The 16,227-nt window shown below is 72.6% G+C and carries 14 protein-coding genes and 1 pseudogene; 11 read left to right on the top strand and 4 right to left on the bottom strand.

Going from position 1 to position 16,227, the window contains the following annotated elements:
* Positions 1 to 3: 3 nt before the first annotated feature.
* On the bottom strand, positions 4 to 882 hold the full coding sequence (locus KHA85_RS03930) for a biotin--[acetyl-CoA-carboxylase] ligase (protein WP_213184864.1): 879 nt from the start codon (positions 880 to 882) through the stop codon (positions 4 to 6).
* A 109-nt stretch (positions 883 to 991) separates the two neighbouring features.
* On the opposite strand from KHA85_RS03930, the gene KHA85_RS03925 reads away from it, so the two are divergent.
* The 5 genes from KHA85_RS03925 (at position 992) to KHA85_RS03905 (ending at position 6,162) form a co-directional block, all read left to right on the top strand.
* A complete protein-coding gene (locus tag KHA85_RS03925; protein ID WP_131884987.1) occupies positions 992 to 2,641 on the top strand; it encodes an acyl-CoA carboxylase subunit beta in 1,650 nt (549 codons plus the stop codon).
* Positions 2,638 to 2,883 (top strand): acyl-CoA carboxylase subunit epsilon, encoded by a 246-nt coding sequence (locus tag KHA85_RS17825; RefSeq protein WP_213184863.1) that lies wholly within the window; start codon positions 2,638 to 2,640, stop codon positions 2,881 to 2,883. The genes KHA85_RS03925 and KHA85_RS17825 overlap by 4 nt, the downstream gene beginning before the upstream one ends.
* Before the next feature lie 238 nt (positions 2,884 to 3,121).
* Positions 3,122 to 3,487 (top strand): cupin domain-containing protein, encoded by a 366-nt coding sequence (locus KHA85_RS03915; protein ID WP_213184862.1) that lies wholly within the window; start codon positions 3,122 to 3,124, stop codon positions 3,485 to 3,487.
* Positions 3,488 to 3,509: 22 nt separating this feature from the next.
* The gene (locus tag KHA85_RS03910; protein WP_007628903.1) at positions 3,510 to 4,190 is read left to right on the top strand and encodes a Maf family protein; all 681 of its coding nucleotides are present in this window, start codon (positions 3,510 to 3,512) and stop codon (positions 4,188 to 4,190) included.
* Positions 4,191 to 4,374: 184 nt separating this feature from the next.
* Positions 4,375 to 6,162, top strand: coding sequence for an acetyl/propionyl/methylcrotonyl-CoA carboxylase subunit alpha (locus KHA85_RS03905; RefSeq protein ID WP_061228059.1), 1,788 nt, complete (start codon positions 4,375 to 4,377; stop codon positions 6,160 to 6,162).
* A gap of 161 nt (positions 6,163 to 6,323) precedes the next feature.
* Here KHA85_RS03905 and KHA85_RS03900 read toward each other — a convergent pair whose 3' ends face one another.
* Positions 6,324 to 8,108, bottom strand: a complete 1,785-nt coding sequence (locus KHA85_RS03900; RefSeq protein WP_213184861.1) for a glycerol-3-phosphate dehydrogenase/oxidase — start codon at positions 8,106 to 8,108, stop codon at positions 6,324 to 6,326.
* Between the two features lie 81 nt (positions 8,109 to 8,189).
* On the opposite strand from KHA85_RS03900, the gene glpK reads away from it, so the two are divergent.
* Positions 8,190 to 9,749: a glycerol kinase GlpK gene (gene glpK, locus KHA85_RS03895; protein WP_213184860.1), complete on the top strand. Its 1,560-nt coding sequence runs from the start codon at positions 8,190 to 8,192 to the stop codon at positions 9,747 to 9,749.
* A gap of 15 nt (positions 9,750 to 9,764) precedes the next feature.
* Here glpK and KHA85_RS03890 read toward each other — a convergent pair whose 3' ends face one another.
* Positions 9,765 to 11,171, bottom strand: coding sequence for an NAD(P)H-quinone dehydrogenase (locus KHA85_RS03890; RefSeq protein WP_213184859.1), 1,407 nt, complete (start codon positions 11,169 to 11,171; stop codon positions 9,765 to 9,767).
* A 150-nt stretch (positions 11,172 to 11,321) separates the two neighbouring features.
* Here KHA85_RS03890 and KHA85_RS03885 point away from each other — a divergent pair, with 150 nt between their 5' ends.
* Genes KHA85_RS03885 through KHA85_RS03875 form a run of 3 tightly spaced genes read left to right on the top strand, consistent with a single transcriptional unit; the run spans position 11,322 to position 14,336 of the window.
* A complete protein-coding gene (locus tag KHA85_RS03885; protein WP_063974224.1) occupies positions 11,322 to 11,855 on the top strand; it encodes a gamma-glutamylcyclotransferase family protein in 534 nt (177 codons plus the stop codon).
* A 7-nt stretch (positions 11,856 to 11,862) separates the two neighbouring features.
* On the top strand, positions 11,863 to 12,744 hold the full coding sequence (locus KHA85_RS03880) for a purine-nucleoside phosphorylase (RefSeq protein WP_213184858.1): 882 nt from the start codon (positions 11,863 to 11,865) through the stop codon (positions 12,742 to 12,744).
* A 38-nt stretch (positions 12,745 to 12,782) separates the two neighbouring features.
* Complete coding sequence (locus KHA85_RS03875) at positions 12,783 to 14,336, top strand: phosphohexomutase domain-containing protein (protein ID WP_213184857.1); 1,554 nt, start codon at positions 12,783 to 12,785, stop codon at positions 14,334 to 14,336.
* A gap of 53 nt (positions 14,337 to 14,389) precedes the next feature.
* Here KHA85_RS03875 and upp read toward each other — a convergent pair whose 3' ends face one another.
* Positions 14,390 to 15,013, bottom strand: coding sequence for a uracil phosphoribosyltransferase (gene upp, locus KHA85_RS03870; protein WP_182643701.1), 624 nt, complete (start codon positions 15,011 to 15,013; stop codon positions 14,390 to 14,392).
* A gap of 111 nt (positions 15,014 to 15,124) precedes the next feature.
* Between upp and KHA85_RS03865 the strand changes: the two genes are divergently transcribed.
* Together KHA85_RS03865 and KHA85_RS03860 are read left to right on the top strand one after the other, a co-directional pair.
* Positions 15,125 to 15,544, top strand: coding sequence for a type VII secretion target (locus KHA85_RS03865; RefSeq protein WP_213184856.1), 420 nt, complete (start codon positions 15,125 to 15,127; stop codon positions 15,542 to 15,544).
* A gap of 4 nt (positions 15,545 to 15,548) precedes the next feature.
* A pseudogene (locus tag KHA85_RS03860) lies at positions 15,549 to 16,227 on the top strand (C40 family peptidase); the annotation flags it as partial.

Here is a 16,227-nt window from a genome sequence, read left to right as displayed (position 1 = left end):
GGCTCAGCCGCCCCACCGACCGCCGACGCCGCGAACGTGGGTGACGTCGCCCGCGGCCACGGGGAACTCGCCGTCGGTGTCGACGACGACGAGGCGGCCGTCTCGGTCGACCCGGTCGGCTCGCCCGGTCCGCACGATGTCCCCGGGCAGCTCGACCCTCACGTCGGCGCCGATGGTGGAGCAGGCCTCGGAGTAGGTCGTCATGAGCGTGTCCGAGATGGTCGATCCGCTCCCGCGTTCACACTCGCGCCACTGGCCGTGGCGAAGGGCCAGCGCCTCCAGCACGGATCGCGCGAGGCGGTCGCGGTCGACCGATCCGCCGGCCAACGCGAGCGAGGTGGCGTGCGGTACGGGCAGTTGCGCCTGCGTGAGGGACACGTTGATCCCGACGCCCACCACGATGGCGGGCAGGCGCACGGAGTAGTCGCCCCCGGCGGGGACCGTGGTCACCTCGGCGAGGATCCCGGCGATCTTCCGGCCGTCGACCAGGACGTCGTTGGGCCACTTCAAGGTGGCGTCCACACCGCCGGCCTCGCGGAGCCCGTCGCGGATCGCCAGGCCGGTGACCAGCGGCAGCCACCCGAAGAGCGTCGGCGAGACCGCACCCGGTCGCAGTAGGACGCTGACGGCGACCTGCGTGCGGGGCGGGGCGGTCCACACGCGGCCGAGCCGGCCACGCCCCGACGTCTGGTGCTCGGCCAGCAGGACACTGCGGTCGGGCGCGCCCGCGGCCGCGCGGGCGAGGAGTTCGGCGTTTGTCGAGCCGATGTCCTCGACCACCTCGAGTGAGGAGTAAGGGGCGTACGGTCCCTCCACCAGGGCGCGACGGAGCGCGTCGGCGTCCAGCGCGGGCGGCGTCTCCGTACCGGTGTCTGAGTGCACGACCCCCAGGGTATGTGCCCGCTCCGACACGGGGCGCGCGCCGTCTGGCGGGGGACGTTGGCCGGGTCACGTCGCCACGGGGCGCGGTGACTAGTTAGAGTCTTGCAACATGACGACTGCCTCAGAACCGGACGTGAGCGCCGACGTCCAGACGGACGCCGCGACCCCCGACATCCACACCACCGCCGGGAAGCTGTCCGAGCTGCGTCGGCGCCTCGACGAGGCCCGGGCCCCCATGGGGCAGGCCGCGGTGGACAAGACCCACGAGAAGGGCCTGATGACGGCCCGCGAGCGGATCGAGAACCTCCTCGACCCGGGCTCGTTCGTGGAGATCGACGCCCTGGCCCGCCACCGCGCCACCACCTTCGGCCTCGCGGAGCGTCGCCCGCTCGGCGACGGCGTCATCACCGGCTACGGCACGATCGACGGCCGCAGCGTCTGCGTGTTCTCCCAGGACGCCACCGTCTTCGGCGGGTCGCTCGGTGAGGTCTACGGCGAGAAGATCGTCAAGGTCATGGACCTGGCCCTGAAGACCGGCCGCCCGATGATCGGCATCAACCACGGTGCCGGCGCCCGCATCCAGGAGGGCGTCGTCTCGCTCGGCCTGTACGGCGAGATCTTCCACCGCAACGTCCTGTCCTCCGGCGTCATCCCGCAGGTGTCCCTCATCATGGGCCCGTCCGCCGGCGGCCACGTGTACTCCCCCGCCCTGACCGACTTCACCGTGATGGTCGACAAGACCTCGCAGATGTTCGTCACCGGCCCCGACGTCATCAAGACCGTCACCGGCGAGGAGGTGTCGCAGGAGGAGCTCGGCGGCGCCACCACCCACATGACCAAGTCCGGCGTCTCCCACTACACGGCCAGCGACGAGCAGGACGCCCTCGACTTCGTCAAGGACCTGCTGTCGTACCTGCCGAGCAACAACCGGGCCGAGGCCCCGCGACTGCCCTACCCCGTGGCCGAGGGCGCGATCGAGGACAACCTCACCATCGAGGACCACGAGCTCGACACGATCATCCCCGACTCCTCGAACAGCCCGTACGATATGCACGAGGTCATCTCGCACATCGTCGACGACGGCGAGTTCCTGGAGGTCCAGGGCCAGTACGCGATGAACATCATCGTCGGCTACGGCCGCATCGAGGGCCGCAGCGTCGGCGTCGTGGCCAACCAGCCGACCCAGTTCGCCGGCTGCCTGGACATCAAGGCCTCCGAGAAGGCCGCGCGCTTCGTCCGCACCTGCGACGCGTTCAACATCCCGATCCTCACCCTGGTCGACGTCCCGGGCTTCCTGCCGGGCACCGGCCAGGAGTTCGACGGCATCATCCGCCGCGGCGCCAAGCTCCTCTACGCCTACGGTGAGGCCACCGTCGGCAAGGTCACCGTCATCACCCGCAAGGCCTACGGCGGCGCGTACGACGTCATGGGTTCCAAGCACATGGGCGCGGACATCAACCTGGCGTGGCCGACCGCCGAGATCGCCGTCATGGGCGCCTCGGGCGCGGTCGGGTTCGTCTACCGCAACGAGCTCAAGCAGGCCGCGGCCAACGGCGAGGACGTCGACGCCCTGCGCCTGAAGCTGCAGGCCGAGTACGAGGACACCCTCGTCAACCCGTACGTCGCCGCCGAGCGCGGCTACGTCGACGCGGTGATCCCGCCGTCGCACACCCGCCTGCAGGTCGCCCAGGCCCTGCGTCTGCTCGACCGCAAGGTAGTCGAGGTGCCCGCCAAGAAGCACGGGAACATCCCGCTGTGACCGCCGAGAAGCAACAGGACGGGGCCGACAAGTCCGAGAAGCCGTTCTTCGAGGTCGAAGGGGGTAACCCAACGGCCACCGAGGTGGGCATCCTGGCGGCGGTCTTCGCAACCGCCCAGGGCAACGCCGCCCACGGCGGGCACGACACCGGGATCAAGAACGACTGGGGCGCCTTCGAGGACCGGCTCCGGCCGCCGTTCGGCTACAACCCCAACTCGTTCCTCAACCGCCGCCAGTACTGACCGGTCGGCCCGGCGCGCCACGCGCCGGGTCCGCCCCGTCGCCCCGCACCGCGGGCCCGGCCACCCGCCGCGCCCGCACGCGCCCCGCACCGCCGCCCCCGCTCCTGCACTCCCGCCCGCACCGACGCGCGCGCGGGAGTGCAGCGGCGGGGGCGGCCGTCGTCGGCGACCACGCCGGGAGGCTGGCAGAAGGCGCCGCCCGGCCGGGGGGCGTGCCGGTGCGCGAGGAGGGGGTCGCATGTCCGAGGACCGCGAGCACGGCAGGCGCGCGGGCACCGACGAGGGCACCGCCACCCATCACACGGGGATCATCGGACGCGCCGAACCGTCGGCGGACCGTCCCGGCGCCACCGTCATCCACCAGGACGAGACGACCAAGGTCGTGGCGTTCGAGTTCGCCGAGGGTCAGGAACTAGCGGATCACGCCGCCTTCCACCCGATCCTCGTGCAGCTGCTGCGCGGCCACGTCGAGTTCGGGTTGCCGGACCGCACCCTCGACCTGCGCCCCGGCGAGATCGTGCACCTCACCGCCAAGCTCCGACACAGGGTCCGCGCCCTCGAGCCCACCACGTTGACCGTCACCATGCTGCTGCCGCGCTCGTGAGCACGTGGCTACGCTCTAGCCCATGATCGCGTTCGTCCTCGCCTCCGCCTCCCCGTCCCGTCTCCACATCCTCGAGCAGGCCGGTGTCGACCCGCTCGTCCGGCACCCGGAGGTCGACGAGGACGCGCTCCAGGCTGCACTGCCCACGGGGACACCGCACGTGCGGGTCGTCGAGGAGCTGGCCCGCGCGAAGGCGGAGGATGTCCTGCACCGCGAGGGCGCGCAGCTCGCAGAGGAGGCGCGGTCGGCGGGGGCGGACACCCTGATCGTCGTGGGGTGCGACTCCATGCTGCTGGTCGACGGTCGCCTCGAGGGCAAACCGCACACCTACGAGCGCGCGCTCGAGCGGTGGCACAAGATGCGCGGTCGCCACGGCGTCCTGCTCACCGGGCACGCGCTCATCGTCGCCGACCTCGCCGGCGACGCCCCTTACGCCGTGACCTTCTCCGACTCGGACACCTCCGACACCACGGTGCACTTCGGCGCCCCGTCCGACGCCGACCTCGACGTGTACCTGCGCACCGGCGAGCCCCTGGAATGCGCGGGCGCGTTCACGATCGAGTCGCTCGGCGGCTGGTTCATCGACCGGATCGAGGGCGACCCGTCGAGCGTGATCGGCCTCAGCCTGCCGCTGCTGCGCCGCCTGCTGGAGGCCGCGGGGATCAACGCGCACCGCGTCTGGCGCCCCGAGCTGCGCGGCTGACCCCGCCACCCCCGTTCGGAACCTGCAGGTCACCCCGGCCACGGGCCATCGGGGTCCGCCCCCGGCGGTCGGACCGCCGACCCCAACACCACACATGAGGGAGGCCTCTCATTAGACTGCGGAAGAACTCGGTGGGCCTCCCGGCCGACCGCCAGTAAAGACGTCCATCACCAGGAGGCCCTGAGTGCCCAGTCATGCCAGCTCTCACATCACCAAGGTCCTCGTCGCCAACCGCGGCGAGATCGCCGTCCGTGTGATCCGCGCGGCGAAGGACGCCGGCCTGGCCAGCGTGGCGGTGTACGCCGAGCCCGACGCCGACGCCCTGTTCGTCAAGCTGGCCGACGAGGCCTTCGCCCTGGGGGGCACCACTTCCGCGGAGTCCTACCTGGTCTTCGACAAGATCCTCGACGCCGCCGCCAAGTCCGGCGCCGACGCGATCCACCCGGGATACGGCTTCCTGTCCGAGAACGCCGACTTCGCGCAGGCCGTCATCGACGCCGGCCTCATCTGGATCGGGCCCCCGCCGCAGGCCATCCGCGACCTCGGCGACAAGGTCACCGCCCGCCACATCGCAGAGCGGGCCAACGCCCCCATGGCCGCCGGCACCAAGGACCCGGTCGCGAACGCTGACGAGGTCGTCAAGTTCGCCGAGCAGTACGGCCTGCCCATCGCCATCAAGGCCGCCTTCGGTGGCGGCGGACGCGGCATGAAGGTCGCCCACAAGATGGAGGAGGTCGCCGAGCTCTTCGAGTCGGCCACCCGTGAGGCCACCGCCGCCTTCGGTCGTGGCGAGTGCTTCGTCGAGCAGTACCTCGACAAGGCCCGCCACGTCGAGGCGCAGGTCCTCGCCGACCAGCACGGCAACGTCATCGTCGCCGGTACCCGCGACTGCACCCTGCAGCGTCGCTTCCAGAAGCTCGTCGAGGAGGCCCCGGCGCCGTTCCTCACCGACGAGCAGCGCAAGCGCATCCACGACTCCGCCAAGGCCATCTGCAAGGAGGCCGGCTACTACGGTGCCGGCACTGTCGAGTACATGGTCCAGGGCGACACGATCTCCTTCCTCGAGGTCAACACCCGCCTGCAGGTCGAGCACCCGGTCACCGAGGAGACCGCGGGCATCGACCTGGTCCTGCAGCAGTTTAAGATCGCCGAGGGCGAGGTGCTCGAGTTCACCGAGGACCCCGAGCCCCGCGGCGTGGCGTTCGAGTTCCGTATCAACGGCGAGGACGCGGGCCGCAACTTCCTGCCCGCCCCCGGCACCATCACCGCCTACCACGAGCCCACCGGCCCGGGCGTGCGCATGGACTCCGGCGTCGAGCAGGGCGACACCATCGGCGGCCAGTTCGACTCGATGCTCGCCAAGCTCATCGTGTGGGGCGAGGACCGCGACCAGGCGCTCGCCCGCTCGGCCCGCGCCCTGGCCGAGTACAAGATCGAGGGCATGGCCACCGTCCTGCCGTTCCACCAGCACATCGTCACCCACCCCGCGTTCGTCGGCGACGGCAAGAAGTTCGACGTCTACACCAAGTGGATCGAGGAGGAGTGGGAGAACCCGATCGAGCCGTGGACGCCCACCGGTGCCCCGGCCGACGATGACGAGCCCGTCGAGCGCAAGAAGGTCGTCGTCGAGGTGGACGGTCGTCGCGTCGAGGTCTCGCTGCCCGGCGACCTCGCGTTCGGTGGTTCGCACGCCGGCGGCACCGTCCGCCGCAGGGCCAAGTCCCGGACCCGCGGCGGCGCCGCCGGTGCGGCCGCGTCCGGTGACGCCGTGTCGGCGCCCATGCAGGGCACCGTCGTCAAGGTCGCCGTCTCCGAGGGCCAGGAGGTCAAGGCCGGCGAGCTCGTGGCCGTGCTCGAGGCCATGAAGATGGAGAACCCCGTCACCGCCCACAAGGACGGCGTCGTCACCGACCTGTCCGTGGACGCCGGTGCCCCCGTCACCCAGGGCACGGTTCTCTGCGAGATCAAGTGATCCGCTGACGGCGCGGGCGGGACCCGTCCGCGCCGTCGACGACCCACCCCCGGAATCCGCTACTCCCCCTACGGATCCGCTACCCCTGCAGGCGTAGCGGATCCCGGGCCGGAGTAGCGGATTTCGCGGTTGTGGGGCCTACCGCCCGGCGTCGGCGGGTCTCAGACCCCAGGGCCGGCCGAGTGCTCGACCACGGGCTCCGCGCTGGCGGGATCGAACGCCGCGTCCACCAGGAACTCCCGGACCTCGGGCACACCCCTGAGAAAGTTGTCCGCCTCGTCGTCGGACTCCACCACCTGGCTCGCCCGCTCGGCGACGACCCGCCGCTCGAAGAGCTCCACCTCGCGAGCGACGCGGTCGGAGCCCCATCCGAGCACCCCGGCCATGAGGTCGGCGACCTCGCGCGCGCAGTCGACACCACCGTGCTGGTACTCCATCGAGATCCGCGTGCGGCGGACCAGGACGTCCTCGAGGTGCAGCGCGGCCTCGGCCTGCGCGGCGTGCACGATCTCCACGCGCAGGTAGCGCTCGGCCCCGCCAACGGGATCGAGCAGGTCGGGCTGATCCGCCGCGAGGTCGAGGACGTCCTCGACCAGCGTGCCGTAGCGGCCGAGCAGGTGCTGCATCTGATCCTCGCGAATCTCGTAATGATCGGCGATCCGGTCGGCGCGGTTGACCATCGCCGGATACCCGTCGGCGCCCAGGAGCGGGATCCGCTCGGTGGTCGACGGAGGCACCGCCGCGACCCGCTCCCCCAGCTCGGCCACCGCCGCGTCGACCGCGTCAGCGGCCATCACGCGGTAGGTCGTGTACTTGCCGCCCGCGACCACCACGGCCCCGGGGGCGACGGTCATCACCGCGTGCTCGCGCGAGAGCTTGGCGGTGGAGTCCGCGCCGCCCGACAGCAGCGGTCGCAGCCCCGCGTAGACGCCACGCACGTCCTCGCGGCGAATGGGCGTGGTGAGCACGGAGTTGACGTGGCCGAGGATGTACTCGATGTCCGCTCCGGTGGCCGCCGGGTGGGCCAGGTCGAGCTGCCAGTCGGTGTCGGTGGTGCCGATGATCCAGTACTCGCCCCACGGGATGACGAACAGCACGGACTTCTCGGTGCGCAGGATCAGCGCCGCCTCCGAGTCGACCCTGTCGCGGTCCACGACGATGTGCACGCCCTTGGACGCCCGGACGGTGAAACCGCCCTCCTCCCCGAGCATCCGCTGCAGCTGATCGGTCCACACGCCGGCCGCGTTGAGCACGACCCCGGCACGCACGTCGGTCTCGCGCCCGGTCTCCGCGTCGCGGACGCGCACGCCGGTGACCCGGTCGCCGTCGCGGAGGTACCCGATCACCTGTGTCGAGTTGGCCACGACCGCCCCGTGATGGGCGGCGGTGCGGGCGAGGGTGAGGGTGTGCCTCGCGTCGTCGACGAGGGTGTCCCAGTAGCGGATCCCGCCGACCACGGCGTCCTCGCGCAGTCCGGGGGCCACGCGGCGGGCGCCGGCCCGGCTGTAGTGCTTCTGCGGCGGGACGCTCTTCGCGCCGCCCATCACGTCGTAGAGCACGAACCCGGCGGCCATGTACGGGCGCTCCCAGAAGCGGCGGGTCAGGGGGAAGAGGAACTTCAGCGGGGTGACGAGGTGCGGCGCCAGGCGGGTCATGCTGAGCTCCCGCTCGTGCAGCGCCTCGGCCACCAGGCCGAAGTCGAGCTGCTCGAGGTAGCGCAGCCCGCCGTGGAACATCTTGGAGCTGCGGGAGGAGGTCCCCGCCGCGAAGTCGCGGGCCTCGACGAGCGCCACGTTCAGCCCGCGCGTGGCGGCGTCCAGCGCACTGCCCGTGCCGACCACACCCCCGCCGACGACCACGACGTCGAAGGTGTCCTCCTCCAGCCTGCGCCACGCCTCCGCGCGGCGATCGGGTCCGAGAACGGATCGGGACCTGGTCGTGGGCATTGACGCTCCCTCCACGGCCGGGCGTGGGGTTCCGGCCAGTCGGCCCCGACTCTACGCGCGGGCGGACGTAGTCTTGGGCCCGTGACTCGCAACACCTACATTCTGGCGATCGATCAGGGCACCACGTCGACGCGGGCGATACTCTTCGACAACCAGGGCATGCCGGTCCCCGCGGCGACGGTCCAGGTGGAGCACCGCCAGGTCCTCCCGCGCGCGGGGTGGGTGGAGCACGATCCGATGGAGATCTGGGCGAACGTTCGCACCGCGATGGGCCAGGTGGCGGGCCGGGTGGACCTCGAGCCGGCGGCGGTCACCGCGATCGGCATCACCAACCAGCGCGAGACGACCGTGGTGTGGGATCGGGTCACCGGCGAGCCCGTCTACAACGCGATCGTCTGGCAGGACACGCGCACGTCGGGGCTCTGTGCGCGCCTCGCCGACGGACACCCCGACGGAGACGACCGCTTCCGAGATGTCACCGGGCTGCCCCTGTCGACCTACTTCGCCGGGCCCAAGATCCGGTGGATCCTCGATCACCTCGATTCCCGGGGAGAGCGCGGCACCGAGCGCGCGGAGGCCGGGGAACTGCTGGCGGGGACCATCGACTCGTGGCTGGTGTGGAACCTGACCGGTGGGAGGCGTGGGGGTGACGACGGCGAGGCGGCCCTCCACGTCACGGATGTCACCAACGCGTCGCGCACTCTGCTCATGGACCTGCGGACCCTGCAGTGGAGCGAGGAACTCTGTCGCGAGATCGGTGTGCCCCGCGCGATGCTCCCGGAGATCGTCCCCTCCTCCGGGGTGCTGGGTCACGTGGCCCGGCGCAGAATGTTCGGCGGTACGCCCATAGCGGGGATCCTCGGCGATCAGCAGGCCGCGATGTTCGGCCAGACCTGCTTCGAGCCCGGCGAGGCCAAGAACACCTACGGAACGGGCGCGTTCCTCTTGCTCAACACGGGAACGACGCCTCAGTTCAGCGACAACGGCCTGCTCACCACCGTGGCCTACAAGCTCGCGGACGACGACCCGGTCTACGCGCTGGAGGGCTCGGTGGCCGTGGCCGGGTCGTTGGTGCAGTGGCTGCGTGACAACCTCGGGGTGATCTCCACCGCGGGCGAGACGGAGGATTTGGCCAAGTCGCTCGAGGACAACGGGGACTGTTATCTGGTGCCCGCGTTCTCGGGGCTGCTGGCCCCGCGCTGGCGGCCGGACGCCCGTGGCGCGATGGTGGGGCTCACCCGCTTCCACACGCGCGCGCACCTGGCCCGAGCGGCCCTGGAGGCGACCGCGTTCCAGACCCGCGAGATGACCGACGCGATGGTGGCCGACGCCGGTGAGTCCGCGGATTCGCTGCGCGTCGACGGCGGGATGGTGGTCAACGACTACCTCATGCAGTTCCAGGCCGACATCCTCGGCGTGGACGTGATCCGGCCCCAGGTCACCGAGACCACCGCGCTCGGGGCCGCGTTCGCGGCCGGGTTGGCGGTGGGTCAGTGGGATTCGCCCGACCGCCTACGCGAGTTGTGGCGGGAGGACTGCCGCTGGTCGCCGCAGATGCCCGGGCAGGAGCGCGAACGGCTGCTCGCGCGGTGGAACGACGCGGTCGAGCGCACGCTCTGCTGGGCGGACGCCGAGGGCTGAGCCCGGCGGGCGCGATCAGTCCAGGTCGTCGTGGCGCATGAGCTGGCGGGCCGACTCGGTGATCGTGCCCGTCATGGACGGGTACACCGAGAACGACCCCGCGAGGTCGCCCACCGTCAGCTGATTCCGGACCGCCACCGAGATCGGCAGGATCAGCTCGGACGCCGTGGGGGCCACGACCACGCCGCCGATCACCACGCCGGAGGCCGGGCGACAGAAGAGCTTGACGAAGCCGCGCCGCAGGCTGCGCATCTTGGCCCGCGGGTTGCCGGCCAGCGGCATGACCTCGACGCGGGCGGGGACCTCGCCGCTCTCGATCTGCGCGTGCGAGATGCCGACCGTGGCGATCTCGGGCCGCGTGAACACCGCGGAGGCGACGGTCCGCAGCTTGATGGGGTTCACGCCCTCACCGAGCGCGTGGTACATCGCGATGCGGCCCTGCATGGCGGCCACCGAGGCCAGCGGGAACAGGTCCGTGCAGTCGCCACCGGCGTAGATGCCCGGGGCGGTGGTGCGGGAGACGCGGTCGACCTTGATGTGGCCACTGGGCTGCAGCTCGACGCCCGCGTTCTCCAGGCCGAGGCCCTGGGTGTTGGGCACCGAACCGACGCAGATGAGGGCGTGCGTGCCCTTGACCGTGCGCCCGTCGCCGAGGCGGACGATGATGCCGTCCTCGAAGTGCTCGACCGCGTCGGCGCGCGCGTGCTTGACCAGCGACACGCCACGCTCGCTCAGGGCCTCTTCCAGCACCAGGGCGGCGTCGGCGTCCTCGTGCGGCAGCACCCGGTCGCGGCTGGAGACCATGGTGACCTTAACGCCCATCTCGGTGAACGCCGAGACGAACTCGGCACCGGTGACGCCCGAGCCGATGACGACCAGGTGGGTGGGCAGCTCGGTGAGGTCATAGAGCTGACGCCAGTTGAGGATCCGCTCGCCGTCGGGTTCGGCGCCCCGTAGCACGCGGGGGCTGGACCCGGTGGCCATGAGGACCACGTCGGCGTCGAAGATCTTCTCCTGCCCGTTCTCGAAGGTCACGGCCACCCGGTGCGAGGCCATGCCCGGCTGGGAGTCGTGCAGACGCGCCCAGCCGGAGATCAGCCGCACGCCCTCACGCTGCAGCTGCGCCCGGATGTCGGCGGACTGCGCACGGGCGAGCGACTTCACACGCCCGTTGACCTGCCCGAGTTTGTACGCGGTGGGGTCGAAGTGCGCCTGGACGCCCATCTCCTCGGCGCGACGCATGTCCGTGCGCACGCCCGTGGTGGCGATGAACGTCTTGGACGGCACGCAGTCGCTGAGCACACAGTTGCCGCCGATGCCGTCCGAGTCGACGATCGTGACGTCCGCACCGTACTGGGCGGCGACCAGCGCCGCCTCGTAGCCGGCGGGTCCGCCGCCGATGATGATGATGCGTTGCGTCACATGTCCTCCACGGCTCACAGGGGTAAGGGCCGAGCGCCGCGCCCCGCTGTGGCGGACCGCGTCACGTCCGCCGTACACGGTAGTCGAACGACCCGACCGGGGCCGAGGACGTCGGGCCCGGTGCCGCCCCCAGGGACTAGGGTTGTGGCCGTGCCTCTCTACGCCGCGTACGGGACGAACATGCATCCCGATCAGATGAACACCCGCGCGCCGCACTCCCCCTTCGCCGGGACCGGGTGGGTGGACGGCTGGCGCCTCACCTTCGCCGGGGACGATCCCACCTGGGAGGGCGCTGTCGCCACGGTCGTGCCGGACCAGGGGTCGAGGGTCTTCGTGGTGCTCTACGACGTCCCCGAGGAGGACGTCCGGGCCCTCGACCGCTGGGAGGGCACCGACGAGATGCCCGCGCGGAAGATCCGCGTCCGCGTCACCCGCCAGCCGACCGTGCCCGACGGCCCCCCGGTCGACGCCCAGGAATCCGAGTTCGCCGTGGACACCACCCCCACCGGCACCGACGACACCGTGCTCGCGTGGCTGTACGTCATGGACGCCTTCGAGGGCGGGCTGCCGTCGGCGAGGTACCTCGGTCTGCTCGCTGACGCCGCCGAGTGCGCGGGTGCCCCCGACCAGTACGTGCACGAGCTGCGCACGCGGGAATCACGCAACGTCGGCCCGGGCGCCTGAGCAGCCGATGGCGCCCCTGCTCTCCCCCACCGACGACGCCCGCGACGCGGCCGCACAGATCGCGCGACTGAGCGGTCGCGACCGCCACGACATCGCCCTCGTGTTGGGCTCGGGATGGTCCGAGGTCGTCGCCGGGCTCGCCGACCCGGGCACGGCCGTGACCGTCGCGGCCGCCGACCTGCCCGGGTTCGTCACCCCCACGGCCGCCGGTCACCGCGGCACCGTGACCAGCTGCCTCGTCGACGGCGTGCCGCTGCTGTCGGTGGCCGGCCGCACCCACCTCTACGAGGGCGCGGGTACCGGGCCCGTCGTCCACCCCGCCCACGTCGCGGCCGCCGTCGGAGCCCGCACGCTGGTGCTCACCAACGCCGCCGGTGGCCTGCGGGACGACATGACCGTCGGGGATCTCGTGCTCATCCGCGACCACCTCAACCTCACCGGGCGCTCGCCGCTGACCGGGCCGCGGTTCGTCGACATGGTGGACGCCTACTCCCCGCGCCTGCGCGCCGCGTCCGCCGACGCCATCGCGGCCGCCGGGGCGGGGGAGGTCGCCGGCGCTGATCCGGGTGCCGACCCCGCCCACACGGACGCGCGTCCCGCCGAGGGCGTCTACGCCGCCATGCCCGGCCCGCAGTACGAGACCCCGGCCGAGATCACGATGCTGCGAACCCTCGGCGCGGACCTCGTGGGCATGTCGACCGTGCCCGAGACCATCACCGCCCGCGCGTTGGGTCTGGACGTGGTCGCCGTGTCGCTGGTGACCAACCTCGCCGCCGGCGTCACCGGTCAGCCCCTCGACCACGCGGAGGTCCTGGCCGCCGGCGCCGCCGGATCCGCCCGCCTCACCGGAGCGCTGCGCGCGCTCGTCCCGGTCGTCGCCCGGGCCTGACCGCCTATGCTCACCGCGAGGAACCGACGGAGCAGCCCGTGCCCCTGACCTTCGGCACCGCCGGCGTCCGCGCTCCCCTCGGGCCCGGGCCGGACGAGATGAACGACCGGACCGTCGCCCTGGTCGCCACCGCCGTCACCCGGCACCTGCGCGAACATGAACCCTCCGGTTCGACGGTCATCGTGGGCGGGGACGCCCGGCACGGGTCCGCCCGATTCGTCGACGTCGCGGCTGCGGTGTTGGCGGCGCGCGACCTCGTCGTCGTCGTCCCCGGATCCCCGGTGGCCACCCCGGTCGTCGCCGCGGCGGTCCGCGCGCGCGGCGCCGCCGCCGGGCTCATGGTGACCGCGTCTCACAACCCGCCCGGCGACAACGGCGTCAAGGTCTACGGGCGCGGGGGCGCGCAGATCATCCCGCCCACGGACGCCCACATCGAGCGGCACCTGCGCGCCGCGGCGCGCGAGGGGGTCACGGTCCCCACGGCCGCGCCCGGATCGGCGCGCACCGGCCCCGCCCCCGGGTCGGTGCGGGTGGACCCCACGCTGGTCGACGACTACGTGGCCTCCGTCGTCGCGGCCCTGCCCCGGCCGGCTCGGCCACCCCGCGTGGCCCTGACCCCCGTCCACGGGGTGGGGGGCGATCTCTGCGTCCGCGTCCTGGCCGGCATCGGTGTGGACGATGTGACGATGGTGCGCGAGCAGGCCGACCCCGACCCGGACTTCCCCACCGTCGCCTCGCCGAATCCCGAGGCGCCCGACACGACGGCGCGGCTGCTGGCGCTCGCGGCGCGGATCGACGCCGACGTGGCGATCGCGCTCGACCCCGACGCCGATCGCTGCGCTGTCGGGCTGGCCGGCCAGGACGGGCGGTGGCGGATGCTCGACGGCGACGAGACCGGGGCGGTCCTGGCCGATCATCTGCTGCGCCAGCCGCTCCCGGGCGCGGGCGGCGGTCCGGGGGCGGACGCGGAGGCCGATGCGAGGGTGCCGGTCGTGGCGTCGACGATCGTGTCCTCGCGGCTGCCGTCCCTGCTGGTCCCGGCGCGCGGGGGGCGGCACGTGGAGACGCTGACCGGGTTCAAGTGGCTCGTGCGCGCCGGTGAGCCGCTCCGCTACGCCTATGAGGAGGCCATCGGGCACTGCGTGCTGCCGGACCTCGTGGCCGACAAGGACGGCATCGCGGCGGCCGCGGCGTGGTGCGCGATGGTCGGCTCCGGCGGCCCGTCGGTCGCCGCGCGGCTCGACGCGCTCGCCGGGGAGTTCGGGGCGCACGTGCGGCGCAACGTCCCGCTGCCGCTGGCCGCCGGGACCGACGCGGGGGCCGTGCTGGACCGGGTGGGCGCGCTGCTCGTCGCCGTCGGCACGGTGCGCGCGCTCGACGGCACGGCGGGCCTGCGGGTGGACGTCGACGGTGCACGTGCGGTGGTGCGCCCCTCGGGCACGGAGCCCCTGCTCAAGACGTACGTGGAGGCGTGGACCCCGCCCGGGCCGTCGCCCGCGGACCGGGACGATGCCGAGCGGCGGCTGGCGGTGCTGGGCGAGGCGGTGGCCGGTGCCGTCGCCGAGGCCGTGGCCCGCGGCGACGTGGACTGAGCTGCGGGCGTCCGACGGGACCGCCCGTCGGAGGCGTCAGCCGCCCCGAGCCGTCAGCGGGGGCCGAAGAGGCGGTCGCCCGCGTCGCCCAGGCCGGGGACGATGAAGGCGTTCTCGTCGAGACGCTCGTCGATCGTCGCGGTGACCAGCGTCGCCGCCAGACCCGACTCGCGCACGGCCTCGATCCCCTCCGGCGCGCACAGGACGCACACCACCGTCAGGCCGGTCGCGCCCCGCGCCGCGAGCGTCTCCAGCGTCGTGACCAGTGAGCCGCCGGTCGCGAGCATCGGGTCGAGCACGACCACGTGGCGACCGGTGAGGTCCTCGGGCAGCGAGCACAGATACGACACCGGCTCGTGGCTCTCCTCGTCGCGGGCCAGGCCGATGAACCCGACCTGCGCCCCGGGCAGCAACCGGGTGGCCGGATCCAGCAGGCCCAGGCCCGCGCGCAGGACCGGGACGACCAGCGGCACGCCGTCCACGGCCACCCCCGTCGTCTCGACGATGGGGGTGGTCACCGGGACCTGCTTCGTCGGGATCGAGCGGAACGCCTCGTAACAGAGCATGGTCCCGAGCGCGTCCATCGCGGCCCGGAACCCGGCGGTGTCGGTGGCGGAATCGCGCAGGGTTCGGAGCCGGTCCCCGACCAGCGGGTGGTCCACGACGATGATGTCCATGCCCGTCAGGATTCCACACCGGACAAATCGTGGATCGGGTGGAACCGGATCGCCTCCCCTGCGCGTCGAACCCTGTGACGGACGAGAAGACGGCGTTGAGGGGACGAGGCCATGGCGGACGGGGCGATCGATGTCGATGTCGACGGTTTACGGGAACTGGGCACGGGACTGACCACCCTGGCCGACACGCTGGGGAGCGCGCTCGAGGCGGTCGACGCGGTGCCGATCGACGCGGTCGCACCGGTTGTGGGGCCGGTCGGGGCCGACTTCATGTCCGCTCTACTGGCCGCCACCGCACGGCATCGCGAGGTGCTGGCCGGCCTCACGCGCGTCACGGACGCCGCCGGTGACCTGGTGCTGCAGACCGGCCGGCTGTTCGAGGAGTCCGACGCCGCGGGCGCGGCCGCCATCGGGGCGGCGGGCACCGGCACAGCGGGAGCGGCGGGCGCCGGCGGCGCAGGAGCGGCGAGTGCCGCGGGATCGGCGGGTGCGGGCTCGGCGGGGCCCGACATGACCGAGAGGCGGGTGTGATCCGGTGATCGCCGACGCGTTGGCCTACGCGGGCCCCATCAGGCAGATCCTCGACCTGCTGTCCGCAGAGGAGTTCGTCCCCGACGAGGCCCGCGACATCATGCGGCCGGTCAGCGAGGGCTTGGAGCTGGCCCAGCAGATGGGGCCGTCCCTCGAGCGGCTGCTGTCCGAGTCGTGGAACTCGCTAGCCTCCCTCGGCGCGGCCCACTCGATCGCCGAGGTCGGGCGGACCATGGGCGCGCTCGGCGAGTCCGCGGCGGAGATCGCGCGCGTCACGGCGGTCGCGGCGGAGATCGTGGTCCGCGGCACCGTCGAGGTGATCGGCATCGTCCAGCAGTTCCTCGCCCGCGCCGCCGCCCTCGGGCCCGCGCTCGTGACCCCGGCCGGCCAGGGGGCGTTGCTCGGACTGGCCGCCGAGCACCTGGCGCGAGGCATACAGGTGGCCGAGCGCGTACAGAACGAACTCCGGATCCCCACGGCGGAGATGCGGGCGATCGCCGCGGGCATCCCGCCGGCGCCGCGCATGCCGGGCGCGCTCGCCGCGGACAGCAGCACCGGCGGCGCGATCAACGCCACGACGGTCGCCTACTCGGGGTCGGGACCGGGCGCGATCACCGCCGGTGGCGGCGGCGGGGGCCACGCAACCGGCGGTGATCGCGCCCGGTCCCGACCCCGAGTAGGCG

The sequence above is a fragment of the Dietzia massiliensis genome (genome assembly GCF_018390595.1).
Classification (GTDB): Bacteria; Actinomycetota; Actinomycetes; order Mycobacteriales; family Mycobacteriaceae; genus Dietzia; species Dietzia massiliensis.
Note: the sequence above shows the minus strand (reverse complement) of the source record. Positions and strands in the feature narration are given on the sequence as shown.

What these genes read in the sequence shown, in the direction of transcription:
- KHA85_RS03925 (WP_131884987.1), top strand. Translation starts at nt 992, where the DNA reads ATGACGACTGCCTCAGAACCGGACGTGAGCGCCGACGTCCAGACGGAC.
- KHA85_RS03915 (WP_213184862.1), top strand. Translation starts at nt 3,122, where the DNA reads ATGTCCGAGGACCGCGAGCACGGCAGGCGCGCGGGCACCGACGAGGGC.
- KHA85_RS03910 (WP_007628903.1), top strand. Translation starts at nt 3,510, where the DNA reads ATGATCGCGTTCGTCCTCGCCTCCGCCTCCCCGTCCCGTCTCCACATC.
- KHA85_RS03900 (WP_213184861.1), bottom strand. Translation starts at nt 8,108, where the DNA reads ATGCCCACGACCAGGTCCCGATCCGTTCTCGGACCCGATCGCCGCGCG.
- KHA85_RS03880 (WP_213184858.1), top strand. Translation starts at nt 11,863, where the DNA reads ATGGCGCCCCTGCTCTCCCCCACCGACGACGCCCGCGACGCGGCCGCA.
- upp (WP_182643701.1), bottom strand. Translation starts at nt 15,013, where the DNA reads ATGGACATCATCGTCGTGGACCACCCGCTGGTCGGGGACCGGCTCCGA.
- KHA85_RS03865 (WP_213184856.1), top strand. Translation starts at nt 15,125, where the DNA reads ATGGCGGACGGGGCGATCGATGTCGATGTCGACGGTTTACGGGAACTG.